This is a genomic window from Micromonospora narathiwatensis, from assembly GCF_900089605.1.
GTDB classification, from domain to species: domain Bacteria; phylum Actinomycetota; class Actinomycetes; order Mycobacteriales; family Micromonosporaceae; genus Micromonospora; species Micromonospora narathiwatensis.
Genome location: NZ_LT594324.1, coordinates 5,178,755 through 5,204,212, shown reverse-complemented (window position 1 = coordinate 5,204,212; position 25,458 = coordinate 5,178,755). Strand labels below are relative to the sequence as shown.

Annotated in this window: 28 protein-coding genes and 1 tRNA gene; 10 read left to right on the top strand and 19 right to left on the bottom strand. The window is 70.6% G+C overall.

Going from position 1 to position 25,458, the window contains the following annotated elements; genetic code table 11:
• Positions 1-9 precede the first annotated feature (9 nt).
• The 5 genes from GA0070621_RS22770 to GA0070621_RS22750 all read left to right on the top strand — a co-directional run bounded on the left by GA0070621_RS22770 (position 10) and on the right by GA0070621_RS22750 (position 4,701).
• The gene (locus GA0070621_RS22770; RefSeq protein WP_091199505.1) at positions 10-1,182 is read left to right on the top strand and encodes a thiolase family protein; all 1,173 of its coding nucleotides are present in this window, start codon (positions 10-12) and stop codon (positions 1,180-1,182) included.
• Between the two features lie 121 nt (positions 1,183-1,303).
• Positions 1,304-1,816: a hypothetical protein gene (locus GA0070621_RS22765; protein ID WP_091199504.1), complete on the top strand. Its 513-nt coding sequence runs from the start codon at positions 1,304-1,306 to the stop codon at positions 1,814-1,816.
• A gap of 96 nt (positions 1,817-1,912) precedes the next feature.
• Positions 1,913-2,605 (top strand): response regulator transcription factor, encoded by a 693-nt coding sequence (locus GA0070621_RS22760; protein ID WP_091199502.1) that lies wholly within the window; start codon positions 1,913-1,915, stop codon positions 2,603-2,605.
• Positions 2,598-4,043, top strand: a complete 1,446-nt coding sequence (locus tag GA0070621_RS22755) for a sensor histidine kinase (RefSeq protein WP_091202744.1) — start codon at positions 2,598-2,600, stop codon at positions 4,041-4,043. Before GA0070621_RS22760 ends, GA0070621_RS22755 begins: the two co-directional genes overlap by 8 nt.
• Before the next feature lie 58 nt (positions 4,044-4,101).
• Positions 4,102-4,701 carry a hypothetical protein gene (locus tag GA0070621_RS22750; RefSeq protein ID WP_091199500.1) on the top strand — a complete coding sequence of 200 codons (600 nt, stop codon included), beginning with the start codon at positions 4,102-4,104 and terminating at the stop codon, positions 4,699-4,701.
• Between the two features lie 48 nt (positions 4,702-4,749).
• Here GA0070621_RS22750 and GA0070621_RS22745 read toward each other — a convergent pair whose 3' ends face one another.
• Positions 4,750-6,348 (bottom strand): ricin-type beta-trefoil lectin domain protein, encoded by a 1,599-nt coding sequence (locus tag GA0070621_RS22745; RefSeq protein WP_091199498.1) that lies wholly within the window; start codon positions 6,346-6,348, stop codon positions 4,750-4,752.
• Between the two features lie 264 nt (positions 6,349-6,612).
• Here GA0070621_RS22745 and GA0070621_RS22740 point away from each other — a divergent pair, with 264 nt between their 5' ends.
• Complete coding sequence (locus GA0070621_RS22740; protein ID WP_091199497.1) at positions 6,613-7,320, top strand: glycosyltransferase family 2 protein; 708 nt, start codon at positions 6,613-6,615, stop codon at positions 7,318-7,320.
• Between the two features lie 75 nt (positions 7,321-7,395).
• Here GA0070621_RS22740 and GA0070621_RS22735 read toward each other — a convergent pair whose 3' ends face one another.
• Positions 7,396-8,289, bottom strand: a complete 894-nt coding sequence (locus tag GA0070621_RS22735) for a transketolase family protein (RefSeq protein WP_091199494.1) — start codon at positions 8,287-8,289, stop codon at positions 7,396-7,398.
• 2 nt (positions 8,290-8,291) lie between these two features.
• Positions 8,292-8,984, bottom strand: coding sequence for a transketolase (locus GA0070621_RS22730; RefSeq protein WP_091199491.1), 693 nt, complete (start codon positions 8,982-8,984; stop codon positions 8,292-8,294).
• Between the two features lie 63 nt (positions 8,985-9,047).
• On the opposite strand from GA0070621_RS22730, the gene soxR reads away from it, so the two are divergent.
• A complete protein-coding gene (gene soxR, locus GA0070621_RS22725; RefSeq protein ID WP_091199489.1) occupies positions 9,048-9,509 on the top strand; it encodes a redox-sensitive transcriptional activator SoxR in 462 nt (153 codons plus the stop codon).
• Positions 9,510-9,513: 4 nt separating this feature from the next.
• On the opposite strand, the gene GA0070621_RS22720 is transcribed toward soxR, so the two are convergent.
• Both GA0070621_RS22720 and GA0070621_RS22715 read right to left on the bottom strand, forming a co-directional pair.
• Positions 9,514-10,488 carry an NAD(P)H-quinone oxidoreductase gene (locus GA0070621_RS22720; RefSeq protein WP_091199487.1) on the bottom strand — a complete coding sequence of 325 codons (975 nt, stop codon included), beginning with the start codon at positions 10,486-10,488 and terminating at the stop codon, positions 9,514-9,516.
• Between the two features lie 9 nt (positions 10,489-10,497).
• Positions 10,498-11,037: an AAA family ATPase gene (locus tag GA0070621_RS22715; RefSeq protein ID WP_091199486.1), complete on the bottom strand. Its 540-nt coding sequence runs from the start codon at positions 11,035-11,037 to the stop codon at positions 10,498-10,500.
• 95 nt (positions 11,038-11,132) lie between these two features.
• Between GA0070621_RS22715 and GA0070621_RS22710 the strand changes: the two genes are divergently transcribed.
• A tRNA-Ser gene (locus tag GA0070621_RS22710) sits at positions 11,133-11,219 on the top strand.
• Between the two features lie 124 nt (positions 11,220-11,343).
• Here the strand turns inward: GA0070621_RS22710 and GA0070621_RS22705 are convergent.
• The 13 genes from GA0070621_RS22705 to GA0070621_RS22655 form a co-directional block, all read right to left on the bottom strand.
• On the bottom strand, positions 11,344-12,747 hold the full coding sequence (locus GA0070621_RS22705; RefSeq protein ID WP_091199484.1) for a tyrosine-type recombinase/integrase: 1,404 nt from the start codon (positions 12,745-12,747) through the stop codon (positions 11,344-11,346).
• Positions 12,744-12,944, bottom strand: coding sequence for a helix-turn-helix transcriptional regulator (locus tag GA0070621_RS22700; RefSeq protein WP_091199482.1), 201 nt, complete (start codon positions 12,942-12,944; stop codon positions 12,744-12,746). Before GA0070621_RS22700 ends, GA0070621_RS22705 begins: the two co-directional genes overlap by 4 nt.
• Entirely contained in the window at positions 12,941-13,108 is a 168-nt protein-coding gene (locus GA0070621_RS30140; protein WP_167667172.1) for a hypothetical protein, read from the bottom strand. Before GA0070621_RS30140 ends, GA0070621_RS22700 begins: the two co-directional genes overlap by 4 nt.
• A 357-nt stretch (positions 13,109-13,465) precedes the next feature.
• Positions 13,466-15,064 (bottom strand): YfjI family protein, encoded by a 1,599-nt coding sequence (locus tag GA0070621_RS22695; protein WP_091199480.1) that lies wholly within the window; start codon positions 15,062-15,064, stop codon positions 13,466-13,468.
• Positions 15,061-15,957, bottom strand: a complete 897-nt coding sequence (locus GA0070621_RS22690) for a bifunctional DNA primase/polymerase (protein WP_091199479.1) — start codon at positions 15,955-15,957, stop codon at positions 15,061-15,063. Before GA0070621_RS22690 ends, GA0070621_RS22695 begins: the two co-directional genes overlap by 4 nt.
• A gap of 10 nt (positions 15,958-15,967) precedes the next feature.
• A complete protein-coding gene (locus tag GA0070621_RS22685) occupies positions 15,968-16,267 on the bottom strand; it encodes a hypothetical protein (protein ID WP_091199477.1) in 300 nt (99 codons plus the stop codon).
• The gene (locus tag GA0070621_RS22680; protein ID WP_091199318.1) at positions 16,264-16,557 is read right to left on the bottom strand and encodes a hypothetical protein; all 294 of its coding nucleotides are present in this window, start codon (positions 16,555-16,557) and stop codon (positions 16,264-16,266) included. Before GA0070621_RS22680 ends, GA0070621_RS22685 begins: the two co-directional genes overlap by 4 nt.
• The gene (locus GA0070621_RS22675) at positions 16,554-16,802 is read right to left on the bottom strand and encodes a hypothetical protein (RefSeq protein ID WP_091199289.1); all 249 of its coding nucleotides are present in this window, start codon (positions 16,800-16,802) and stop codon (positions 16,554-16,556) included. Before GA0070621_RS22675 ends, GA0070621_RS22680 begins: the two co-directional genes overlap by 4 nt.
• 142 nt (positions 16,803-16,944) lie before the next feature.
• Positions 16,945-19,167 (bottom strand): P-loop NTPase family protein, encoded by a 2,223-nt coding sequence (locus GA0070621_RS22670; RefSeq protein ID WP_091199286.1) that lies wholly within the window; start codon positions 19,165-19,167, stop codon positions 16,945-16,947.
• 91 nt (positions 19,168-19,258) lie between these two features.
• Positions 19,259-19,420 (bottom strand): hypothetical protein, encoded by a 162-nt coding sequence (locus tag GA0070621_RS30135; protein ID WP_167667171.1) that lies wholly within the window; start codon positions 19,418-19,420, stop codon positions 19,259-19,261.
• Positions 19,421-19,436: 16 nt separating this feature from the next.
• Positions 19,437-20,237 (bottom strand): ABC transporter permease, encoded by an 801-nt coding sequence (locus GA0070621_RS22665; protein WP_091199284.1) that lies wholly within the window; start codon positions 20,235-20,237, stop codon positions 19,437-19,439.
• The gene (locus tag GA0070621_RS22660) at positions 20,234-20,608 is read right to left on the bottom strand and encodes an RRQRL motif-containing zinc-binding protein (protein WP_091199281.1); all 375 of its coding nucleotides are present in this window, start codon (positions 20,606-20,608) and stop codon (positions 20,234-20,236) included. The genes GA0070621_RS22665 and GA0070621_RS22660 overlap by 4 nt, the downstream gene beginning before the upstream one ends.
• Positions 20,608-20,853: a DUF6284 family protein gene (locus GA0070621_RS22655; protein WP_091199279.1), complete on the bottom strand. Its 246-nt coding sequence runs from the start codon at positions 20,851-20,853 to the stop codon at positions 20,608-20,610. Before GA0070621_RS22655 ends, GA0070621_RS22660 begins: the two co-directional genes overlap by 1 nt.
• A 408-nt stretch (positions 20,854-21,261) precedes the next feature.
• Here GA0070621_RS22655 and GA0070621_RS22650 point away from each other — a divergent pair, with 408 nt between their 5' ends.
• Both GA0070621_RS22650 and GA0070621_RS22645 read left to right on the top strand, forming a co-directional pair.
• Positions 21,262-22,128, top strand: coding sequence for a GntR family transcriptional regulator (locus GA0070621_RS22650; RefSeq protein WP_091199277.1), 867 nt, complete (start codon positions 21,262-21,264; stop codon positions 22,126-22,128).
• On the top strand, positions 22,125-22,820 hold the full coding sequence (locus GA0070621_RS22645; protein WP_091199274.1) for an HAD family hydrolase: 696 nt from the start codon (positions 22,125-22,127) through the stop codon (positions 22,818-22,820). The genes GA0070621_RS22650 and GA0070621_RS22645 overlap by 4 nt, the downstream gene beginning before the upstream one ends.
• A gap of 73 nt (positions 22,821-22,893) precedes the next feature.
• On the opposite strand, the gene GA0070621_RS22640 is transcribed toward GA0070621_RS22645, so the two are convergent.
• Entirely contained in the window at positions 22,894-24,912 is a 2,019-nt protein-coding gene (locus GA0070621_RS22640) for an ATP-binding protein (RefSeq protein WP_167667170.1), read from the bottom strand.
• Positions 24,913-25,458 lie beyond the last annotated feature (546 nt).

Below are 25,458 nucleotides of genomic sequence, written 5' to 3'. Positions count from 1 at the left end.
GGAGTAGACATGAGTGACGCGGTCATCGTCGGTGCGGTACGCACCCCGGTCGGGCGGCGCAAGGGCAGTCTCGCCGGCGTGCATCCGGTCGACCTCTCGGCACACGTGCTGCGTGCCCTCGCCGAGCGGACCGGGATCGACCCCGGCCAGGTCGACGACGTGGTCTGGGGCTGCGTGTCCCAGGTCGGTGAGCAGTCCTGGAACGTCGCGCGCAACGCCGTCCTCGCCTCCGGCTGGCCCGAGTCGGTCCCCGGCACCACCCTCGACCGGCAGTGCGGGTCGAGCCAGCAGGCGCTGCACTTCGCCGCCGCCACCGTCGTATCCGGCCAGGCCGATCTGGTGGTCGCCGGTGGGGTGGAGTCGATGACCCGGGTGCCGATGGGCTCCAGCGTGGCCGGCGGGATGCCGTTCAGCGGGGCGATTCTGGAGCGCTACCGGGGCGTCGAGGGTGTCGCCGAGGGCAGTCCGCTCCCGTTCAACCAGGGCGTCGGCGCCGAGCTGATCGCCCAGCGGTGGCATTTCTCCCGGGCCCAGCTCGACGAGTACGCGCTGGCCAGCCACGAGAAGGCCGCCGCCGCGCAGGACGCGGGCGCGTTCGACCCCGAGTTGGCCCCGGTGCCGCTGGCCGACGGCGGCAAGTTCATCGCCGACGAGGGCATCCGGCGGGACACCACGCTGGCCAAGCTCGGCGAGCTGGCCACCCCGTTCAAGGCCGACGGCGTGGTCACCGCCGGGTCCGCGTCGCAGATCTCCGACGGGGCGGCGGCGCTCGCCGTCACCACCAGCGAGTGGGCCAGCCGGCACGGCCTGCGCCCGCTGGCCCGCGTACACACCGCCGTGGTCGCCGCGGACGACCCGGTCACCATGCTCACCGCCCCCATCCCCGCCACCGCGAAGGCGCTGCGCCGCGCGGGGCTGGGCATCGAGGAGATCGGCGTGTACGAGGTGAACGAGGCGTTCGCCCCGGTGCCGCTGGCCTGGCTGGCGGAGACCGAGGCGGACCCGGAGCGGCTCAATCCGCGCGGCGGGGCGATCGCCCTGGGCCATCCGCTCGGCGGGTCCGGCGCCCGGATCATGACCACCATGCTCCAGCACATGCGGGACAACGGGATCCGCTACGGCCTGCAGACCATGTGCGAGGGCGGCGGCATGGCCAACGCCACCATCGTCGAGCTGCTCTGAGCCGCCGGATCCTCTCGCCCGCCCCGGAATGTCGGACCGTGGGTGCGATTTGCACGGGTGGAAGTTCCAGAAATCGGGAGTGACCCATATCACCCCCGCTCACATGCTCGTTGCATCTTGCATGGACGTGTTCTCGCGAACGTTCCTTCCGGCCGCCGCCGAGACCGGCCTGGCGACCCAGACCGTCAGTCGGCACATGCCGATCTTCCGTCGGTGCGTCGGCAACGGCGACGCCCCGATCCTGGTCACCCGCTGCAGCCGCCCCGAGCACCCGATCGGCGGCGACTACCTGATGCTCCTCACCCACCGCCGCCTGGTGGTCACCCAGCAGACCCGGGTGCTGCACCGGCTGCGCCTGCACCTCAACACCGAACTGCGTGAGCTGAGCAACGTCACCTGGAGCCCCGACCCCCGGTCGCAGAGCGTCGAGCTGGCGGCCACCGCGATCGACGGGGTACGCGAGCGGTTCCTCATCCGTACCCACCACCCGAAGCAGGTGTGGCAGGTCGACACCCTGCTCAACCACGCCTTCCGGACCCGACTCCGGACGCCCGCGGAGCGGCTGGTCGCCACCATCGGCGAACTGCCGGTCGGCGCCCGGCCGGCCGCGTTCCGCCCCGCGCGGGTGCGCTAGGCCGACCGGCCCCGAAGGGGTCGCCCACCGGCTCCTTACCGAATCCGAACACTCCCCTGACGCTGCCGGCGGCCACCGTTCGGTAATCATGGGCCGGTGACCGCCGACGCCGCGCAGCGCGGGCTCGTTCTCGTGGTGGAGGACGAGCCGGCCATCGCCGACCTGGTCCGGCTCTATCTGACCCGCGACGGGTTCGGCGTACACCTGGAACGGGACGGCGTGGCCGGGCTGGCCGCCGCGCGTCGGCTGCGCCCGGTGGCCTGCGTGCTGGACATCGCGCTGCCCGGCCTGGCCGGTACCGAGGTCTGCCGGCGGCTGCGCGAGGCCGGCGACTGGACGCCGGTCATCTTCCTCACCGCCCGGGACGACGAGGTCGACCGGATCGTCGGCCTGGAACTGGGCGCGGACGACTACGTGACCAAGCCGTTCAGCCCGCGCGAACTGGTCGCCCGGGTCCGGGCGGTGCTGCGCCGCGCGGCCGGTGCGCCCGCCGGGGCCGAGCGGCCCCGGGTGGTCGGCGCGGTCACCCTCGACCCGGCCCGCCGGACGGTCACCGCCGCCGGCACGGCGGTCCAGCTCACCTCCACCGAGTTCGACCTGCTCGCGCACCTGATGGCCCGGCCCGGCCGGGTGTTCACCCGGGAGGAACTGCTGGCCGGCGTCTGGGGGTACGCCGCGCACGCCGGTACCCGGACCGTGGACGTGCACGTGGCGCAGGTCCGGGCCAAGCTCGGCCCGGCCAGCGTGATCCGGACCCACCGCGGTGTCGGGTACGCGGCCGATGCCTGAGCCGCCCGTACCGTCACCGCCGGTCGGGACGGCCCACCCGTCGCCCGCCCGGCAGCGGGGCCGGTTCGGCCGTACTCTGACCGCCCGCGCGGTGCTGGTCACCTGCGCGGTGGCGCTGGTGTCGGTGGTGGTCACCGCGCTCGTCGCGGTCCCGCTGGCGGTCCGCGGTGCCGAACGGCGCGACCAGGAGGCGCTGGCCGCCCAGGCCCGGCTCGCTGCCGACGTGCTCCGCGTCCGCGCGGTGAGCCGGCGGGACGGCGTCGGGGAGCGGCTGATCCGCCAGCTCGGCCAGCAGAACATCGAGGTCTACCTGATCCGCGCCGGCCAACCGGACCGCCCCGGCCTGCCCCGGCCGGTGGTGACCCGGGTGGCGGCCGGCCGCAACGTCTCGGGCCGGCGGCTGGTGGACGGCGAACGGACCCTGGTCGAAGGCCGGGCGCTGTCCGGCGGCGACGGGGTGGTGCTGACCCGGGCCACCAGCGGGCCCTGGCGGCAGGTGCTGCGCGGCCTCTGGTTGCCGCTGCTCGCCGGGCTCGCCGCCGGGGTGGCCGCCGGTCTGCTGCTGGCCCGCCGGCTGGCCCGGCCGATCCGTACCGCGGCCACCGCCGCCGCCCGGCTGCGCGCCGGTGACCGGGCGGTCCGGGTGCCGATCGAGCCGCCGGACGAGGTGGCCGACCTGGCGTACGCGCTGAACGGGCTGGCCGCCGCGCTGGCCACCAGTGAAGGGCGGCAGCGGGAGTTCCTGCTCTCGGTCTCGCACGAGCTGCGTACCCCGCTCACCGCGATCCGGGGATACGCCGAGGCGCTCGCCGACGGGGTGATCGAGGCGGACGCGGTGCCGGGGACGGGACGGACCATGCTCGCCGAGGCCGAGCACCTGGACCGGCTGGTCAGCGACCTGCTCGCGCTGGCCCGGCTGGAGGCCGCCGACTTCCCGCTGGAACCGGGTCCGGTCGACCTGACCCGGCTGGCCGTTGACGCCGAACGGACCTGGTCCGACCGGTGCGCGGCGGTCGGGGTGCCGTTCCGGGTGGAGACGCCGGGCGGGCCGGTGCCCGCGTACACCGATCCCGGACGGATCCGGCAGGTGGTGGATGGGCTGCTGGAGAACGCGCTGCGGGTCGTACCCCCGGGGGCGCCGATCGTGCTCGCGGTCCGGCCGGCCGGCGCGGACCCGGGCGCGGGCGGCGTCGTCGAGGTCCGCGACGGCGGACCCGGCTTCACCGACGACGACCTGGCGGTGGCGTTCGAGCGCGGGGCGCTGCACCAGCGGTACCGGGGGGTGCGCAAGGTGGGCAGCGGCCTGGGGCTGGCCCTCGCCGCCGGCCTGGTCCGCCGGCTCGGCGGCGACATCGCGGCCGGGCACGCGCCGGAGGGCGGCGCGGCCTTCACCGTCCGGCTGCCCGGTGATCCTTACCTGACCCGAACATCGGGCTGACCATCCGCTCGCCTGACCGGGGCACGCTGACGGCACCACGGACGAGAGAGGACAACCGATGGCACGTCAGGGAATCGTCACCGGCGTCACCGCGCTGCTCGCGGCGACCGCGCTCGGCCTGGCCGGCTGCGGCCCCGCCCCACGCGCGGAGGACACGGCGAAGGAGTCCGCGGTCGAGGTGGCCGCCGCCATGGGGGCGGACGGCCAGGCGCTCGCCGCGCTCGGCCTCGACGCCGCCGACCTGGACGTCGAACCGGTCGCCGCCCCGGCACCCTCGGCCTCGGCCGACGCCCAGACCGGCCCGGACCAGCAGGGCGACCGCGCGCAGGATTGGCGGAAGCGGCACCGGGCCCGGGTGCTGCTGCGCCAGAACACCCTGCACGGCGAGGTCGTGGTGCAGACCCGGGACGGCGGTACGAAGACCGTCGTGGTGCAGCGCGGCCAGGTGACCGCCGTCGACGACCGGGAGATGACCGTGAAGTCCACCGACGGCTTCACGATGACCTGGACCTTCGACGACAAGCTGCGGGTCGTCGAGCGCCGGAGGACCGTCCGGTCCAGCGACATCAGGGCCGGTACGACGGTCGGCGTCGCCGGGGCCAAGGATGGCGACAACGGCGTGGCCCGGCTGATCGTGGTGCCGTTCAAGCAGGGGTGAGGCGGGTCGCCGGGGCCGACGCGATGGCGGCCGGCCCCGGCGATCCGTTCAGTAGACCCGGGAGCCGATGAAGTCGGAGTGGCCGTAGCCGACCGGGTTGGCGTACGAGCGGGACTCGAAGGACCACTGCTGGCGGGTGCTCGTGGAGCAGGTGGCCAGCCGCAGCCGTGGGGTGCCCAGCAACGGGCTGTCGAAGGCGACGCAGAGGTTGGTCGTGCCGGCCGGCTTGAGCTGGTTGCCGGCGAAGACGAACTTCTGGTTGGGCCCGCCGTTGCAGTCGTAGCTGTTGACCGTGGTGTTGGCGGTCAGCGAGCCGCCCGTCACGTCCAGGCAGCGGTCGTGGGACAGCTCGGAGTGCAGCGACTGCCGCGTCGGGTCGTACCAGAAGCCCTGGTTACGTCCGCCGTGGCAGCCGTACGACTGCTGGACCGTGTTGTTGCGTGAGTCGTACCCCTTGCCGTCCACACAGGTGCCGGTGGCGACGTTGCGGAGCTGCTTGAACTCCAGCAGCCCGTTGACCAGCACGCCCTGCCCGGTGCTGGCCGGGTCGACGCAGGTCGCCCGCTCCTGGCCCGAGTTCCAGAACTGTGTGACGCACTGGGCGAACATGCCGTGCCCCCGGTAGTTGGGGTGGAACGACTGCCGGGCGGCGTTCTCGTCCCAGATGCCGATCTCGATGTAGAGACCGCGGACCGAGGTGTTGTCGGTGCAGACCTCGTGGCCGTGGAAGAGCCGGCTGGCGTCCAGGTATCGGGTGCCGGTGTTGGCCGCCGCCGTGCGCAGCGCGGACTCGAAGAGCGGCACGGCCTTGTTCCGGGCGAACGCCGCGTCGGCCAGGTAGAGCAGGCAGCCGCCGGAGTACCAGCCGGGGAAGTTCGGGTTGTCCTCCACGTCCGGGCTGCCCGGGCTCGGGTACGACATCAGCACCAGCTCGTAGTCGGAGCGCAGGTAGCCGGCGGAGGTCATGGTCTGCCGGATGGAGTTGAGCGCCGCCTCGACCGCCGCCCGGCTGCCGTCGGTGCGGATCGTCCACTGGTCGGTGTACGTCGGCCAGCACGCGCCCTGGAAGAAGACCCGGCGGATCGCGCAGTCGGTGGCGACCGGTCCGAACTGGATGGTGCCGTCGCCGTTCGCGCCGACGACCACCCAGATCAGCTTGACGTTCGTGTTGCGCGCCTTGATCGCCAGGTAGTCGCCCTGGTTGAGCTCGTTGTGCTGGGTCGGGCCGCCGGCGATCAGGTTCCACGGGGTGGCGCCCGAGCAGGCCAGGTTGTACTTCTCGTCAGCCGGGATGCCGGTACGGAAGACCGCCTGGTCGTACGAGCGGTCGCACCAGTTGCCGTCCTGGTGGGTGCCGGGCACGTAGTTGCCGACTCCCTCGCCGGAGATCTCGCTGTCGCCCATGGTGATCAGGGCGGTCCGTCGCTGTTCCAGCGGCCGGATGGCGGGGGAACCGTAGAGGGCGGTGGCCTCGGCGGCGCGGACGGCTTCGAGGGCCGCGGGTAGCGGCTGGACGGCGGGCCGGTCGGCGGCGGCTGCGGGGGCGGCCGGTCCGACCAGCATCGGTAGGGCGAGGGCGGCGGCGGACAGGACGGCAATGGCCCGCCGCCGGGTCGTCCGTCCGCGCCTGGTGGGGGTGCCAAGCATCGACGCACTCCTTTCCACTCAATCGTGGGACGTCGATTGAGTTACCCGAAGGTAACCGGGGGGAGGCGATATGTGAATACGTCTCGGAAGCCTTGCGGCCGACTGCGGAAGGGAACTATTCCGACACATCGGGCGGGCCGGGTGCGCGAAACTTCCGGGGCGAGCGGTGGAGACACCCCACCGACTCTGGGCCATGCTCTGGTGACCTCGACGACCAACCGGGTTACGCTAGGGCCGACTTACCGTAGCCACCGTGGAGAACCCGTGAAGCTCTCGATCCTCATGCCGGTCTACAACGAGGAAGAACGCATCGCGGATGCCCTCAAGCAGGCATTGGCGGTGGACTACCCGTGCGAGATCGAGCTCGTCGTGGTGGACGACGGCAGCCGGGACGGCACCGGCGAGGTGCTCGGCCGGATGGACGACGCGCGGCTACGGGTGATCACCCATCAGCGCAATGCCGGCAAGGGCGCGGCGATCAAGACCGCCGTGGACAGCGCCGAGGGTGAATACATGGTCATCCTCGACGCCGACCTCGAGTACGACCCGCAGGACATCCCCCGGCTGCTCGAACCGGTGCTCGACGGCCGGGCGACGGTGGTCTACGGCAACCGGACCTTCGGCAGCCACAGTGCCTACAGCTTCTGGTACGTGATGGGCAACAAGGGCGTCACGATGGCGGCCAACGTGCTGTTCAACTCGTACATCGGCGACCTGGAGACCTGCTTCAAGCTGATGCCGCTGGAGCTGTACCGCTCGCTCCAGGTCCGGTCCCGTGGCTTCGGCATGGAGGCCGAGGTCACCGGCAAGCTGCTCCGCCAGCGCATCCGCCCCTACGAGGTGCCGATCAGCTATCGGGCGCGGGGCCGCGAGGAGGGCAAGAAGATCACCTGGAAGGACGGCGTCGAGGCCATCTGGATCCTCGCCCGTGAGCGCGCCCGGCGTCGCCCGACCAGCGTCGCCGTGAACTGACGCCGTACCGGCCCCCGATCGACAGGACGGCGGCATCCCGGGTGGGATGCCGCCGTCTGCGTATTCCGGGGTGGCTCAGGCACTGACCGGGGTCGGGGCGAGGAACGCGTCGATCGAGCGGCGCAGACCGGCCGCGTCCAGGCCGTGCCAGCGGTCGTGGTCCTCGGGCGTGCCGTAGCGGCGCAGCTCCTGCCGGCCCACCCCGAGGGTGAGCAGCCGGTGTGGCCGGTCGGCCAGCGCCGCGCCGACCACCCGGGCCGAGGTGCCTGCCAGGTACGGCTCGACCACGATCACCTCAGTGTCCGCCAGGGCCCGCAGGCCGGCGGCGTCGAACGGCCGGGGTCGATGGGTGTACGCCACGGTGACCGGCCGGTCGGCGACCGCCGCGAGCGCCTGGTCCAGCACCGGGCCGACCGCCACCAGCAGCGGCGCGCCCGGCCCGGCGTCCCGGACCACCCGCAGGTCACCCGCGTCCGGGTACGCCCGCGCGTTGCTCCGCGCCGACAACCGCACGTACGCCGAATCCTGGCCGCACACCACGTGCCGCAGCACCCCGGGCACCTCGTCCCGGTGGCCGGGCACGTGCACCGTCCAGTCGTGCAACGTGTCGATCAGCGCCACGTCCGCCGGGCCGAGATGGGTGCGGCCCGCCGCCGCCCGGTCGTACGACGCGCCGACGCTGACCAGCACCGCCCCGACCCCCTGGTGGTCGAGATCCAGCTTGATCTGCTCGTACGCCCGCTCGACGAGGAACGGCGCGTAGCTGTGCACGATCGGGCGCTGCCCGGTGAGCGCGAGCCCACCCGCCACCCCCACCATGAGCTGCTCCCGGATGCCGACGTTGATGACCCGCTCCGGGTGGCGCTCGGCGGCCGGGGCGAACGCCGCGGCGGAGATGTCGGCCAGGACGATGGTGGTCCGGGGGTCGTCGAGCAGGGCGGTGGCCGTGGCCACGAAGTTCTCGCGCATGGTCACTCTCCGTCGGTGACGACCGCGACGACGACGTGCGGCCGGTGGTTGTCGTGCCCGGTGAGGGCGGTGTGCAGGGCCTCGTGGTCCCGGCCGGCCACGGTCGCGGCGCTCCATCCGTTGACGGTGAACCGGCTGGCCACCCCGCCCGGCCAGCCGTGGCTGGCCGATCGGTTGTCCAGCACGATCGCGGTCAGCTTGGCCAGCCCGGTCGCCCCGGCGTACGCGATCGCCTCGTGGTTGGAGCCCTCGTCCAGCTCGGCGTCGCCGAGCAGCACGTACACCCGGGGGTCGAACCGGCCCTGGGCCCGCAGCCCGAGCGCGGTGCCCACGCCCAGACCCAGCCCGTGGCCGAGCGACCCGGAGCCGATCTCCACCCCGGGCACCAGCAGGCGGTCCGGGTGGTCGCCGAGGCGGCTGTCCGGACCGCCCTGGTCGTCCAGCCACTCCACCGGCACGAAGCCCTTGGCGGCGAGCAGGGCGTAGTAGCCGGCGACCGCGTGCCCCTTGGAGAGCAGGAAGCGGTCCCGGTCGGGGTCGTCCACGGTCGCCGGGGTGATCCGGAGCACCCGGTCGTAGAGCACCTGGAGCACGTCCAGCGTCGAGTACACGTTCGCGCTGAACTCGCGCCCCGCCCGTACCCGGTCGAGCAGCGCCCGCAGCGCGGCGGGCTCGGTGGCGGTCGTCGTCGTCATACCGCTAGCCTCGGAGTTGAAGCGCACTTCAACTCAAGCGCGTGTGATGTAGGAAGCTCTGTGATGCACGAAGCACTCACCATCGGACAGCTCTCCGCCCGCAGCGGGGTGGCTCCCTCCGCGCTGCGCTACTACGAGCGGCTCGGGCTGATCCGGTCCCATCGGACCGGCGGCAACCAGCGTCGGTACGCCCGCACCGAGCTGCGCCGGGTGGCGTTCGTCCGGATCTCCCAGCAGGTCGGCGTCTCCCTGGAGGAGATCCGGGAAGCGCTGGACTCGCTGCCGTCCGCGCGTAACCCCACCCCGGAGGACTGGGCCGCGCTCTCCCGCGCCTGGCGGGACCGGCTGGACGAGAAGATCCGGCTGCTCGGCAAGCTCCGCGACGACCTGGACGGCTGCATCGGCTGCGGCTGCCTGTCGTTGCAGCGCTGCACCCTCTACAACCCGGACGACTCGCTCTCCGCCGAGGGCCCCGGCGCCCGGCTGGTGCTGCCTCGCGCCGACGGCGCCCCGGCGCCGGCCTGACGGGTCACCGGATCAGCAGCACCTTGCCCACGTGCTGGTTCGCCTCCACCACGCGATGAGCCTCCGCCGCGTCGGTCATCGGCACCCGGCGGTCCACGACCGGCTGGATCATCCCCGCCTCGACCAGCGGCCACACCTGCTCGCGTACGCCCCGGACGATCTCCGCCTTCTCCTCGGGCGGGCGGGAGCGCAGCGCCGTGGCGTGCACGGAAGCCCGCTTCGCGAGCAGCAGGCCCAGGTCCAGCTCGCCATTCCGGCCGCCCTGCATGCCGATGACCACGAGCCGGCCGCCGGTGGCCAGCGCCGCCACGTTCCGGGACAGGTAAGCGGCACCCATGATGTCCAGGACGACATCGGCACCCCGGCCGGCGGTGACCCGACGGACCTCCTCGACGAAGTCCTGCTCCCGGTAGTCGATGGTGTGCGCGGCACCCAGCTCGCGCAGCCGCGCGTGCTTCGCCGCCCGGGCGGTCACCACGACGGTCGCGCCGAGGGCCGCGCCGAGCTGGACGGCGAACGTGCCGATCCCGCTGCCCCCGCCGTGCACCAGCAGCGTCTCGCCCTTCGTCAGCCCGGCGAGCCGGACCACGTTCGACCAGACCGTGCAGGCCACCTCCGGCAGCGCCGCGGCGTCGACCACGGCCATCCCGGCCGGCACCGGCAGCACCTGCCCGGCCGGCACGGCCACCCGTTCGGCGTACCCGCCGCCGGCCAGCAGCGCGCAGACCTCCTGCCCGACCCCCCAGGCGGTCACCTCGGCGCCGACCGCGGCGATCACCCCGGAGCACTCCAACCCCGGGTACGCCGGCGCACCCGGCGGCGGCGGGTAGTGTCCCTGCCGTTGCAGCAGGTCCGCCCGGTTGACCGCGCTCGCCCGCACGTCGATCAGCACCTCGTCCGGGCCGGGCTCGGGGTCGGGCACCTCCGCCCAGACGAGGGCCTCCGGTCCGCCGGGTTCCGGGATCGTGATCGCGCGCATGGCCCAGTCTTACCCGATCCGCCCCGCCGTCCACGCCCGGCTCACGATCTCGTCCACCGTCTCCTCGGGTGTCTGTGCCGAGGTGTCCAGCCAGAGCCCGATCCGGGGCGTGTCGGCCCGGAACCCGGCGTCCAGGTCGGCGACCGGCCAGTCCCCGTACCCCTGCTTGGGCCGGAGCCGCTCACGGGCGGCGACCACCTCGGCGCGGGGCGCGAGCACCACCACCGCGAGCGGCCGGTGCCGGAGCCTTTCCACCATCGCCGGCAGCTCCGGGCCGATTACGATGTCCTGGAGGACGACGGTGAAGCCCTCGGCGGCGTACCGGTCCGCGGTCGACGCGGCGAGGTCGTAGCGGAGCCGGAGCTGCCGCCGGGCCTCGTCCGAGAGCTGCGCCGTCATCGCGGCCCGCCCGCCGACGATCATCCGCCGGAACACGTCCCCACGTACGTGCACCGACCGGGGCAGCCGCCGGGCCAGCAGCTCGGCCACAGTGGACTTGCCGGCCGCCATGATTCCGGTGATCAGCACCACCGCCGGGGTGTTCCACATGCCGACATCCTGTCAGCGAGGGTGGGACGGGGGCTCGTCCGTTATGCGGTCCGTGGCAGACTAGGCACGGTCGCGTACCCGTTGGGACGCGTCCGGGAGGGTTCGCCTAGTGGCCGATGGCGCTGGTCTTGAAAACCGGTAAGGCAGCGATGTCTTCGTGGGTTCGAATCCCACACCCTCCGCTCACCTGGACAGCAAAAACGCCCCCTGACCAGCGCGAACGCTGATCAGGGGGCGCACTTATAGATGGTGAACCAGTCTCACTTTGTCTCGCCCGGTGCCGCCGCGTCTCACTGGTCGTGTCGTTTACGTGTCGGCGTCACCCGGCGCATTCCCGGCCTGGTCGTCGGTGCCTAGCGCTCCCTCGATCCGCTTCCGGGCGGCTTCGTCCTGGCCGTCGATGCACGAGGCGTAGACCTTCAACAGCACGTGCACGCTGTGTCCGGCCCATTGCGCGACCTGGGTAGCCGGCACTCCGGCGTTGAGCCAGAGCGAGACGGCAGCGTGCCGCAGGTCGTACGGCCGGTGCGCCAGTGGTGAGCGCTGCTGAGCCGGCGTCAACGCTGCCTCGCGTGCCTGTCGCCAGGCACGCAGATAGGTGCTCTTGGACACCGGGGCCGGTCGCGCACCAGCGGCGTTGAACATCCGGCCGTTGGCGTCCCGGCAGTGCTCCCGTACGTGATGCCGCAGGATGCGGACCAGCTCCGGGCAGGCCGGAACGTCGCGGGTCGCCTTCTTCGCCCGGTGCTTCAACTCCCGATCTTCCAGCGACCGGCCGCTATCGCTCCAATCCTCGCCCACCTGTTGCGTTGAGCCGCTGAGATGAAGCCAGCCCCACCCGCTTTCGGGTAGCTCGCATTCGTCGGCGCGTAGGTGGATTACCTCGGAGGGCCGGAGCGCGGCGAAGTACATGCAGGCGAAGAAGCCTTCCAAGTGCGGATCGCGTTTCCGTACTGCCGAGAGTAGGGAACGGGCTTGCTCGGGATTTACCACCACCTTCCGGTCGACCTGATCGGTGTTCTTCGGCGCTCGCCACTGAATGAAATCCATGGGGTGTGCGTCGAGGTAGCGAAGCTCAACGGCGTACTTCAAGGCGCTGTAGAAGACGGCCCGTTTCCTCGCAACCGTGTTTGCTGCGGCCGGGCCGCCGTCGATCCGGACCGTGAGCGCGTCGAGCGCCTTTCGGATGGTGGCCGGGTTCGCCACTTCCGACAGCGGCAGCGTGTTCGCCATGAGCCAGCAGACGGCCGGCGAAAGCTTTTCCGGTGGTTGGCCCTTGTCGCGGTCGCGCTGCAACTTGTTGAAGGTCCACGTGTAGAGAGCGTGCCGAATCTCGGCGTCGTCCGGTGTGCCACGTGACGTGGCAAGCAGGGCGAGCGTGACCGTGGTGAGCGCATCGGCGATGCTCTTGCGCTGGGTTGCGGCGGCACGCGGCCACTTCATATCCACGAACGCAACGGCGAGGTCGTACCAATTCCGGCTGTTCAGTTTCCGTGCCATCGGTTCCGGTAGCCCGGACTTCTCATCGAAAGCGGTTCCCTCGCGCTGAGCAACCACCAGCTTCGACCGAAAGCTTTCGGCGAGCGCCCGAGTGGCGTAGGTGTGCCGGAACGGCTTGCCAGCGACCTTCCATCGGACTGTGTACGACTTTTTCCGTCCCGATAGTTCGTTGGTCAGGATCGCGTGAATGCGCACGTCGTAGCTGCTCAAGCGGCCTCCTCGTGATCGTTGAGCCAGTTGTCCAGGTCGCGACGGCGGACGTAGAGGCTTCCGTTGGGGTACTTGATGGTTCGGGGTGCGCGGCCGGTGGCCTTCCAGCGAAAGAAGGTGGAGCGGGGTACGCGGAGTTCGTCCAGGACTTCGGCGAGGGTGAGCAGGTTGCCGGCGGGGGTGCTGCGGGCAGTCATCGGCGGGTGTCCTCCCTCGGGGTGGCGTCGAGGTAGATGCGCTGGAACATCGGGGATCGGTGGTCGGGGTAGGGCCGGGAGACGTGGCGGATGTGCAGCACTTCGGCGATGGCGGCCAGTGCTGCGGCTGTTTCAGCGGGTGTGCCGTGCAGCCTGATTCGCACGCAGAGCGCCTTTCGGTCGGATCGGGTCACTTGTAGAGGAACAGGGAGACATCGCCGCAGAACGGCGCAGGGCGGTCCGCTGAGAGCGCCGTAGACGCAAGATCCAAGGCGTCCGGGTGTTAGGAGTAAGGCCGGAACGTCTCCGGCGCTCTCAGCGGGCCGTTTCGACCCACCGACGGACGGGTCAGCGGGCGGGAAGGGGCCGGGAAGCGTTGACACGTTGACAATCCGCTGACACGCGGGCGTTTCCGCAGGTAGAGGCGGGTGTGCGGGTGTCAACGAGGCCCGTTGACAGGCGTTGACGCCCGTTGACACCGGCAGACCGGCGGACGGATTGTCAACGCCTGTCAACGGCTGTCAACGCGGCCCGTTGACAGCCTCGCGGTTGCTTTGATCTGCGGAAACGTCGCCATCCGGGGCAGGTGTCAGCGTGTCAGCGCTTCCGGGGTTCTCCGCCACGGCGCGGGGGTGCAGTTCGTAGCGGCCGTCCGGTCCGTGGCGGACCCATCCGAGGGCGGCCAGTTCGCCGAGCACCGCCGACACCTCATCGGACTTGGGCAGTCGCCGGGAGACGCGGCGGTGCAGTTCCCGGCGGGTGAAGGTGGTCATGCCCTTGGTGGTGAGCACGCCGAGCACGTAGCGGGCGTTCTCTACCGCGCTGTCGGTGCCGATGGTGGTGAGCGCGGCCCGGTAGTGCGCGGCGAAGAACTCGGCGAGGCGTACGGCGTCGGCCATGCGGTCGGCGTCGATGGGTTGCCGCCAGGCGTCGGCGGGGTGGTGGGCGACGTGCAGCAGCCCGGCCAACCGGAGTGTCGCGCCGGAGAGCTTGTTGCCCCACTCCCGCATGTCGTAGAGGCTGCCGCCGGGCCGTAGCTCCGTTTCGACCTGTTCGGCGGCAGCTCGGCGGACCTGGCCGGCTTCCTCGGTGAGGGCGACGACGGCGGGGTCTTCCCACTCGGCGAGGGTGGCGGCCAGGTCGTGCACCCGGCGGGCGTAGCCGGTGGTGACCTGTTCGGGCACGGGGTCACTGTCGACCGCCCGGTACCCGGCCAGGGAGCGCGGGAGCGCGAACAGGAACCGGGCCGGTAGGCCGCGTCCGGCGAGGTCGGCGTTGCCGCCGAACTTGCGCAGCACGGTCGGTTGCGCCATCACGCACACGGTCAGCGCGGGTTTGTCGACGGAGGCACCCTCGCGGGTCTGCCGTTCGTTGCTCATCGGCTGCCCCGCGTGCCCCTTGAGGTAGGGGTCGAGGTTGGGGGCACCGGAGTAGCGACCGGCGAGGGTGTCGAAGATGCCGCCCTCATCCGAGATGATGGCCATGCGTCCGCCGTTGGCGGCCATCAGCCCGATGAGCGCCTCGGGGGTGGCGTCGTCCACGATCAGCCTCGGGAGGCCGGGAACGGTGATGGCTTCGGCGGCGATCGCGGCGGCTACCGCTTCGGCGGCGGCGTCGTCGCGCTTGTGCGGGTCGGTGGCCTTCGCGGCGGCGGCTTTGGCCTGTTCGGCTTGCCGGTCGGCGATGTCGCGCAGCGCGGCGGCCTCGGCGATGCGCGGGCGCATGGCGTCGGCCAGGGTGGACTGTGCGGCGAACAGCGGCGCGGTCATCGCCCGGTGAACGGGTGACTTGCGCTCGCCGGGACCGGCGATGACGGCGGCGAAGATGTTGACCGGCTCGCGCCACCCGGCCACCGGCTCCACCTCCAGGCGGCCACCCGCGCACGCGGACAGCACCGCCATGGCGAGTGTGCCGGCCATGGCCGGATCGGTCTGAGTGAACCGGGCAACGCCGGTCACCATGTCGCCGAGCCAGCGGGGGAACACGTCGACCGGGAACGGCGGCGGCGCGGTGTTCGCGCCGGTCAGGGGCACTGGAACATCCCACAACGCGGCGCCCGCGGCTTCCGGCTCGGTGGCGTCTGGGTGGTCGGTGACGAGGTGGAGGCGGGCGGTGCTCATGCGGCCACCTTTCGGGGTCGGCGGGAGCCAGCGGCTAGCCCGGATCGGATGGTGCGTGCGGTCTCGACGCGGCCGAGCCCGGCGGATGCTGCGGCCTGTTCCAGCACGCTTTCGGCGTCGTCGGCGGTGAGCGCGCCCCCGGCGGTGAGCTGGCCGAGAGCCACAGCGGCGATGTACAGCGACCGGTTGCGCTCCCCCGCCGGAGCGGCGGTGACCCGTGCCGTCTCCCGGTCGATCGCGGCCCGCACGTACGCCCCTGTGCGGTCGGCGGGCAGGTCGACCACCACCGGACGTTGCGGCGGCAGCGGCACGGGTGCCAGCAGCGCGGCCAGCCACCCGGGCAGCGGCGCGGGGTCGGTGTCCAGATCGACCACGTACGGGCGACCGGCCACGGTGGAGCCAGCAGCGACGACGTAGCCGCCGTGGGCGCGGGTGTCGACCATCGGGCCGAGCGTCCCGGCGGTGTTACGCAGCGCCGGACCGGTGTCGGGGTGCCGGTAGTACAGGTGCGTGCCGCCCCGCCCGGTGGTCACGGTGTAGGTCGGGTCGATCGTGGCGGCGTGCGCGGCGGCCAGCTCGGCGAGCACGGCCAGGCCGTCACGCCCCGCCCCGCCGGTCTTCGGGGTGTCCAGATCGACCACCACCAGCGCGGACGGCCCGCACGCGACGCCGATGCCATACGGGCGGGCCGACCACGCGCGGCGGATGCGGTCGGGGTCGGTGGTCGCGCGGGCCTCCCACCCGACGTGACCGGCGCGGCAGCGCGGATCTCGTCCGGTGCAGTCGTCGGCGGGGTGGTCGGGGAACGCGGGTCGCTTGTCGTCGGGGCGCAGCGGGAAGACGTGCCACCCGCGTGCGGCGTGGCCGAGGGCGGCGGTGAGCAGGTCAGACATAGGGCGTCTCCTAGGCGGGTCGGCGGTGAGCGCGGGCGGCGTCAAGGTCGATCAGCGCGCCGCCCTGCTCCGGGCCGCGTGCCGGCGGCTTGGCGGCGGCGGTGACGGTCAGCCGCAGATACAGGCGGCAGCGGCCCGTGTCCGTGCCGGTCAGCGCCCGGCGGGTGCTGCGCTGGGTGAGGTGCCCGGCGGCGGTCAGGGCGGCGGTGAGGGCGTCCAGCTCGGCCGGGGTGCCGGTGAGCCACACCTCCGCACCGGACAGGCGCGGATCGCGCGGTGACGCGCCGTCGCGGCGCGGGCCGCCGGTCACCGCGCGGCCCGCCTCGGCCGAGGCCGCGCGGCGATCGCGGCACGGGTGACGGCCTGGCGCACGTCGCCGAGCAGCCCCACCAACTGGCGGCGGGCGGCCAGCTCGCCCGGGGCGAGCGCCACGCGGACGCGCACCTCGGCGTGCTCCCGCCCGGCAGCGGTCCGCACCCGCACCAGCACGGCGCGAGCGTGACCGGGAACGTCGACCACGATTTCGTCGGAGCGGTGCTCACCGAGGCCGCAGCGGTGGTCCCGCCCGCACCAGTTGGTGTGAGGGTTGCGGCGGTTCATCGGTGCGCCTCGGCGCGCAGCCGGTGCAAGACGTTGAAGATGCGCCGTCCGAGGCGGAGCCGCATGCCTCGGTCGCAGCGGCGGCAGGCGCGCGGCCGGTGCAGGATGCGGGTGGTGGTGCGGCCGGTGCCGGCGCACCGCTGGCAGGTTTTGAAGGGGATGACCCAGCACAGCCCGGCGTAACCGAGCGTGACCAGTGCGGCGGCGGTGATGATGACGCTAGCGAGGGTGAGCAGGGGGTCCACAAGTGCCTCCCAGGCCGGTTTTCGGGTGTGAGCGGCCGTGAGCTGCTAGCTACTAGCGGGCAGCTCATGATTCGGATCGGGTGCTAGCGGGGGTGCTAGCGCTAGCAGCACGGGCCGCTAGCGCTAGCACCCTCAGAGACGGTCAGCCAGCGGACCGCTTCCGGTCACGCTCCGCAATCGCGGCCAGAAGGTCGGCGTGCTTGATGCCGCGCCGGGTGACCGGCTTGCCGTCGATGCGGCGGCCCACGTCGGCGACCTTCACCGCCGGGTGGGGCTTGAGCGCGGTGGTGAGCTGCGCCGCCTCCCAACCCCCGTACACGTCGGGTCGCAGCTCGGCCAGCAGGCCGCACAGCGTCTCGTTCCAGGCGGCCTTGTCGTCGCCCGGCCACACGCGGGCCAGGTCGCCGAGCACGTCCGCCACGGGGGCAACCTCGCGGGTCTGCTCATCCGGCTTGGGCAGCGTCCCCGCTGCCTGGCGCAGGGCGACGGCGCGGGTGACGATGCGGGCGGCGGCGGTGGTGTCGACGTAGAACGAGCGCACCGCCGACGCCTTCGGCCCGAACCCCCGCAGGATGCCCCACCCGGCCTCGATCACCGGCTGAAACACCGTCGCCCGGTAGCCGTTCTTGTACGCCGACGTGCCCAGGATCATGTCGTTGGCCGTCTGGTCAGCCACGGACAGGCAGAAGCGGCTGTTGACGTTGCGGGTGATGCCGGTGGGCAGGCTGTCCTTGTCGGGGATCTGCGTGCCGATCATGATGATCACCCCGAGCGCCCGGCCGAGCTTGATGACCTTCTCCAGAAGTTCCCCGGCGTCCTTGCCGTACTTGCTGGTCATCAGCTCTTGCAGCTCATCGAACCACGCCACCAGGGGATGCAGGCCGGACCCCTTGAGCGACGCCAGCTCGGGCGTGACCTTGTTCTCCGGGGCCTTCCCCAGGCGGGCGTAGTGCTCGATGCGCTTGGAGCGGCGGCGGCACTCCTCGTACAGCCACTCGATGAAGCCGAAGCACCGGGCCAAGGTCTCGTCATCGAAACCGTTGCCGTACTCCGCCATCACCGGCTCCAACACGGCGAAGTCCCCGACCCCCTTCAACTCGTAGCCTCGGATCTCGGCGCGGGGATCGAGGGCGGCGGCCAGGATCAGGTCCCGCAACGCGAACGTCTTGCCGCTGCCGGGCTGACCGCCGAACAGGAAGTTCCGGAACATCAGATCCACCGCCACGGTGTCCAGGCGGGGCGTGGTGGCGAACGGGAACGCCTTGAACACGTCCACCTTCGCGCCAGCGGACAGCAGCGGCCACGGGGGCTGCTTCATCTGCGACGCCGGTTCGTAGCCGACCCACAGGGCGAGGCGGCCGGTGTGCCCCGGTGCGGGCTCGGGCCACACCTGATCCAGCGGCAGGCGCATGGCCGAGGCGAGCTTGCCGCGCCGGGCGACCACCTCGGCCGCCTCCACCCCATAGGGGAGGTCGACCACGGCGAGGTGGCCGGGGCCGTCGCGGTGGATGTCGACCGGGAACGAGATGGCCTTGGGGTCTTTGGCGACGGCGCTGTTGATGCCGCTCATTTGCAGCGACGTGAGCGCCCGGCGCACGAGGTCGGCGGTGAGCTTGCGGTAGCGGGTGCCCTCGGTCACCCGGTCGGTGAGCGGCTTGTCCGCCGGGCGGCCGAGCGTGGCCAGCAACGGCACCAGAGCGAGCAGGGCGGCGTAGCGCCACCACGCCGGGCCGAGCGCCAGCACGATACCGCCGGCCACAGTGGCACCGGCCGAGGCGGCGAGCACCCACCACCGCCACACCGTTTGGCGTTGGCGGCGGGCGTCGAGCTTCATCCAGGTGTCCGCGTCGCCTCGGGACGCGGCGGCCTGCCGTAGGTGCCAGTTGCCTTCCTCGGCGCTGGCCCAGCGCAGCGCCCGGCCGACGCCCCGGAACAGGCCCAGCGGCGCGTAGGCGGCGGTCTTCGCCGCGTACTTCGGCAACCTGACTCCGTGGTAGGCGGTGACGTATCCGGCGTCCTTGACCTGGTGGCGCAGCGCGGCACGGAAGGCGCGCCAGGAACGCGCCCAGTCGGCCAGGATCGGCCGCCGGTCCCGCTGCCGGGCCAGCACCTCACGCGGGATGTCGTCGGCGGTGTCGACCGGGCCGCCGTCGCGGTCCGGCCCGTCATCCACGCTCTCCGCGTCATCGGCGTCGGCGTCGTCCGGGGCGTCGTCGTCGGCCGGGGGACGCGGGCGAGGGGCACGGCGGGCGCGGGCGTCGTCCAGATCGACCACCTCCGCATCCGGGCCGCCGGTGGTGGTCGGGTCGGTCAGGTCCGCTTCGGCGGCCTGCCAGTCGAAACGGTCGTCATCAGGGGCAGTCATGATGGGGGTTCCTCCAACGGTTCACGGATCGCAAAGGGGGACCGGCGGCACGGCACGGGTTGGTAGCCAGGGGCCGTGCCGCCGGGCGAGGTCACGGACGGCGGCCGGGCCGGGGCGGGCGGGTGGCGATCGTGGTGATGGCGAACGCGACGGCGCTGACCGCGTGCAGGAAGCGGCTCGTGGTGTCGTCAGCGGCGAACATCAGCACCACGTTGGCCAGGGTCAGAGCGTTGAAGACATGCCAGATACGCACAGGTGGTCCTTTCGGGTCAGTCGTGGGTGCGGACGAGGTGGGCGAGTGCGGCGCCCATGCCGAGCACCGCGACCGGCAGGCAGGCCACGGCGGTGGTGATCCACCACGGGGCGGCGGTGACACCGGCGGCTTCCAACAGGTGGTAGGCGACCTGGCCGAGCGCGCCGACCAGGAGTGAGGCGATGGCGGACCACTTCGCGAAGCGGCGTGCCCGCTGCGGCACCCGGCCGGACAGCCACACGTACAGCGCGTACGCGCCGTACGTCTCCACCCCGATCGGCAGGGTGATCGCCGAGTTGATGGAGAAGCTGTCCCAGATCCCCGGCAGCGGGTGCACCACCCCGAAGCCGGTGAGCCCGCCGAGTCCGACCCACCCGGACCAGATCGCCACGAACGCCGGCAGCGCCAGCAGCACCACCGGCCACACCACCGCCGAACGGCCCGACGCGGCCGGGGAGGGCGGGGTGGGCGTGTCCGGGCGACTGACCGGCGTGGCCTCGGCGTCCCGCTCCGGCGGCGTGATCTCCGGGACGGGCGTCGGGTCCGGCTCGACCGGCGGCGCGGGCTCGGGCACGGTCGGTGCGTCGTCCGGGTCCGGGGCGTCCGGGGCGGTGCTGTCGACCGGCAAGGTGGTGGGCTCGGCCTTGAGCAGGGCCAGGAGTTCCCCGGCCTTCGGCGCGCCGATGCGGAACTCGCGCATCAGCCGGTTCCGGGACGGGAACCGCTGCCCCTCGGGCAGGTCCAGCCCTCGGGCGGCGGGCAACAGGTCTTCGATGGGCTGCGGGTAGCGGGTGCCGTTGATCGTGGGGGCGGTCATGCTGCGTCCTCCAACGGGTAGGCGCACGCGAGGCATTCACCCAGCGAGCGCGGGATGTAGTAGCCGCGCACCTGCCGGCAGGTCGGGCAGGTGCGGCGGGCGAGCAGCGCGGCAGCGATGGCGCGCCGTTGGGCGGGGGTGGCAGTGCGCTTCGGGCGGGCCAGGTCGACCCGGTACAGGTAGGCGGCGCGGGTGCCGCCGACGCCGTGCCAGAGCACCTGAGCGGCGATCGGCTGACCACCGGGGCGCAGCCCGGCGGCGGTCAGTTGGCGGCGGGTGGCGTAGCCGGACGGGGCACCCCGCCACCAGTAGGTGGGGATGCCGTACCGCGCTCCGTCCGGATCGTGGAAGGCGGCGCGGATGCGGGACATCAGGCCGCGCGGCGCGGGTCGGTGCGGGTGGTCAGGTCGGCGGCGGCGCGGGTGACGCGGGCCTCGGCCCGGCGCAACCGCCGCCAGTCCAGCGGCGAGGGTCCGCCGTGATCCTCGGCGTAGAGCATCGTGATCTCGGCGTCGAGCACGTCCAGCTCAGCGGCGATCAGCGGCCACTCCGCGTCGATCGCGGCCAGGTCGGCGGCGGTCGGCTCGGCGGCCACGGGGGCAAGGTGCTTCCTCACGGGAAACCTCCGGGGAGAGTCGATGAAGTCGGGAAAGCCCGGGGTGCGACCAGACCGGCCGCACCCCGGGACGAACAGAGATGAAGAGGCAGAAGTCCATGCCGCGCGCCGGATCCGGCCCGCTCGCCCCGCTCGCCCGGGAAGACACCGAGGTCGGCCACCGTGTGGCTCAAGGCGGGGATGCCGCAGACGGATCTACGCGGCGCTTCTGCTGTGAAGTTCTGAATGAACGACCACACGATCGGCCCGTGAGCGCGCAGCGCATGCGCCGCCTTCCCCGGCTTCCGCTCGGCTTGTCATGCCTGGCTAGCCAGGTATGACGCTCTGAAGGTAGGTCGGCCTGGCTAGCCAGGTCAAGAGATTGCGGCGAACTTTCCTTACTTGGCTAGTCAGCGCTACCGTGGGCGGGTGAGCGAGAACCTCGACTTCCTCGGTCAGCTAGACCCCGACGACCCCAAACAGGCCTCGCAGCAGATCGCGAACAAGCTGCGGGCGGCCATCCTCACGCGCCGGCTCGCCCCGGGTGACAAGCTGCCTTCACAGCCCGAGCTAGCCGCCCGCTACGGCGTCGCGCGGGAAACAGTCAAGCGAGCGTTGGAGCTGCTTCGGGCAGAGCGGCTGATCGTCTCCCGGCAGGGCAGCGGCGCGTTCGTGCGAGCGCAGACGCAGCGAGCCGTTGAGCTGCGTCCACACATCGAAGCGGCGTTCGAGCGACCCCACGTCACCATCGACTTCGCTGGGTTTTCCGGGGAGACGCTGCGCGATGCGCTCGCCGAAGCGCTCGACAAGGTACGGGTCGGCCGGCTCGCGCCGGAGACGATCGCCGTGCGGATCCTGATCTCCGACATGACGGTCCCGATGGCGCTGCCGTCGCGGGCCGAGACACAGGCCGATGATCCAGCGGTACGCGAGCGCGCGGAACGCATCACCCGGCGGGCAGCAGACGGCATCATCGATCAGGTCACCGAGCTGGGCGACCTCGGGCTCATCCGGTCAACCACCGTTGAAGTGCGGATGCACCGAGCCTCCCCGCTGTTCAAGCTCTACATCCTGAACGACGAAGAGGTCTTCTACGGCTTCTATCCAGTCGTGGAGCGCACGGTCTCGATCAAGGGTGAGCCCATGGCGATCTACGACCTGATGGGCAAGGACGTGCCGCTCTTCCACTACGCCGTGACCGACGACGACACCTCGCACGGGACGCAGTTCGTAGAGGCGTCCCGCCAGTGGTTCGACTCGATGTGGTCGACCATCGCCTACCGGTACGACGGATGAACGCCGACCTCGGCCAGCTGCTCGGCCAGGTCGGCGCGGTGCTGCTCGACTTCGACGGGCCGGTGTGCAGCGTCTTCGCCGGTTACCCGGCGCCGCAAGTCGCGGCGGAACTGGTCGGCGTACTGCGGCGGCACGGTGTCGACGTACCGACTGATCTCGCCAGCGAGGCAGACCCGCTCGAAGTGCTGCGCCGAACTGGCGCGGCCGGTGACCACGGCATCACGCGAGCCGTAGAGGATGCGCTCTGCGTGGCCGAGCGGCGGGCCGTCGAGACGGCCGAACCAACACCGTACGGCCGCGAAGTAATCGTGGCGGCACGGCAAGCCGGCGTGCCGGTTGCGGCGGTCAGCAACAACTCAGCCGGTGCGGTTAGCGCCTACCTCGTGGCGCACCGGTTGGCCGGACACGTCTCTCCGGTGGTCGGCAGGGCGTACGCCGAGCCGGACCGCATGAAGCCCAACCCGGCACCGATCCTGAAAGCCGTGCGCGACCTCGGCGTGACGCCGGGCCGGTGTGTGCTGGTCGGCGACTCGCTCTCGGACATCGAGGGAGCGCGGGCCGCCGGGGTTGCGGTGATCGGCTACGCCAATCGGCCGGCGAAGGTCGACGCGTTCCGGCTCGCCGGGGCGACCGCGGTAGTCACCAGCATGGGTGAGATAGCCGGCGTTCTGATCGACCGTGCGGAGGCCTGAGAGCCTAGATCAGTGCGCATCTCCATTGTTATGTTCAGGCTGAAATCGCCCTAGTAGCACTGCTACTCACGGCTCAGTCGATCGCTGTGCCAATCCTGCGAGCCTGACCTGGCACAACTCCATTCGTGTTTCCGCTAGCTGCCTGTTCATTCCGCTTCCGTGAGAGGCCAATGCCGTATTCCTCTGTCAGCTTGGCTAGGCTGCCGTGGGCACGTTCTTCTGTCGCTTCATAGTTAAGGCGCTTCTGGAAAAAGCGCAGCTTCCGTTCGGCGTCATCGAATATTTGCCCCCAAGTGAGAACCCATAGGTCGTAATCCCGCTGCTTGTCCGCGTGCCCAGGCTCTCGATCTTCCTGCCTAATATCGTATTCGATCTCCGGGGCGATGTCGTATGTGACGAGGACAAACTTCCATTTGCCCTTGCCATGCTTATATTGCGGATCTCGCACAATTGCCCGAGCGTAGGATTTGACCTGTTCGAGTTCTTCGGAACCTACCCGCAAACTTGGCCGCTTTAGTTCGACCACTAGACGCTGCGTGTGGTGTTCGTCTCCGATGCCCCGGAACATGACAATGTCTACCCGCCCGCTGCGGCCGTCATCGCGCTTAACGCTCTGAAGACGGTTCTCAAGCGCTACGTCCTGGCCTAGCCGGGAGAGATGCTGCGCCAGAACCGAGGTCAGTCCCTGTTCGGTCTGAGAGAAGTGCCACTCTTCCCCGAAAAGCCACAGGTTGCTAGCGATCATCGGGTGCAGTTGATCGATTTCCCTCAGCGCATTACGCTTCTCGGTGTCTGCCAGAACGTTACGCAGAGCTGATATAAAGTTGAGTCGATCAACCACCGTCTTGGCCGAGGAGATGACGTGGGCTAGATGTGTGTCCTTAATTAGTTGCGTGAGGTCAGCCCGCTCTTCGTCAGAAAGCGCGAGTACGTTGTCAAGAATCGCGTGAAGGTCCGAGGGGTCGTTTTCGAGCGCTGCGCGGATTAGCTCGACTTGGAACTTGCGCGGAACAAGCTTGTTTGCTAGAGCGGATCTCGCGACCGTCACCACGAGGTCGAATGTCTGCCTCTCGGCTTCCTCTGTCTCGCTAAGATCCTTTCCGTCGTACGGATAAATTCCTTCGTCTTGCAGCTGGCTAACCACGTTGCTTGATATCTCGCGCTGCCGCTGGGTGACGTGACGCCGCACTGCGAGAATGGCCGAATGAAGCAAGGAAGCGTCCGCCATTGGGATCATGTGGACTTCCCTTGGACTGAGTTCGTTGAATCGCTCAGCAATAAGGTATGGCGTGAACGAGAGGATTGAATACGAATAGGGAGAGCCGTAGTCAAGAAGGCCCTCGCCTCGGCCGTTGCAAATCAGCAGCTTTTGGTCAGCAACTCTCTCTTTCCACTCTACGAACCTAACTTTCGGAGGGTTCGGGTCGCTGGCATATTCTGGCGGCAATTCGAGAGCTAGATCCACCTCTTGTTCTATTACGTCACGCGGATCTAGCGTGTACCCGTCGTAAGTAATGGTCACTTCTGGATATGCTAGAAGATAGAAGCTAAGCCTTGCTGTAAGGCGGGGGACCGCAGATTCGGGCTCAAGGCTGCGCAGACGCCGCTCGTCAGGTATGCGTACTCGGAACTGAGTGCCGGGGCTGCCGCCCGCCGCATCCATGAGATCAATGTTCCAGACAAGCGGCCGAAGGCGGTTGCCCCGAACCCGCGTCCTAGTCCGATCGTCGCCCGATCCGGCCACCGACTCCCAGGTCGGGTCGGGTCCGAGCGAGAGCGCGAATAGTCTCCCCTCCCCGTTCCGGCCATGCAGAATCCTATTTCGCGTTCTTGAGGCGCGGATCTTTTTCTTCCACGTATCTCCGTACTCGGGGAAGTACTCGTTTGCCTCGTCAAAAGAGAAGCCATGCCCGTCGTCGGTAATAACAATCCCAGAGAGTGCGCCCGCCGGATTGCGCTCAAGTTCGATACTTACTGTCCGTGCGTCCGCGTCCAAGCAGTTCCAAATCAACTCTTCGACCGTCTCCAGCGGCTTCTTATTGAGAAACTGTTTGATCTTGGATTCTCCGACGGTAAGGTGAACCTCAGGCAACGTAGTCACCTCTCGTGTCGACGCGGATACGAAGAGTCGCATAGGTTACCTCAGTCTTGTCCTTTATGGAACAGGCATGGCGGTGTCCTGACAGTGTGGAAGCTGCATGTGACAGCACCGACCGGCGGAGCGCTGACCAGCGACCACGGGCAGACGCGGCGCACGGGGGGAGTGCACACGGCCGTGAGGCTTCGGTGCCCCGCCGGACGGAAGACTCCGCCACAGGCAGAGGGGCCTCGGTGGTTGGTGCTAGCCGTGCGGCCATCTTCATGTCGCATCCGTGTCGCTGACGAGGTGGCCAATGGCAAACCGGCAGGTCAGAGGCTTGGTCTGTGTGGTCTTGAAAACCGGTAAGGCAGCGATGTCTTCGTGGGTTCGAATCCCACACCCTCCGCTCCCATCGATCTGACCAGTGCGAACGCCCATCAGTAGGTGGAGACGAGCAGGCGGAGGGCCAAGCCCTGCCGCAGCGGGATCGGCGAAGTCGCGGTTACGTGCTCCCTGGCCGTCGCGCCGTGCACGACGCTGCCGTAAAGCGTGGTCACC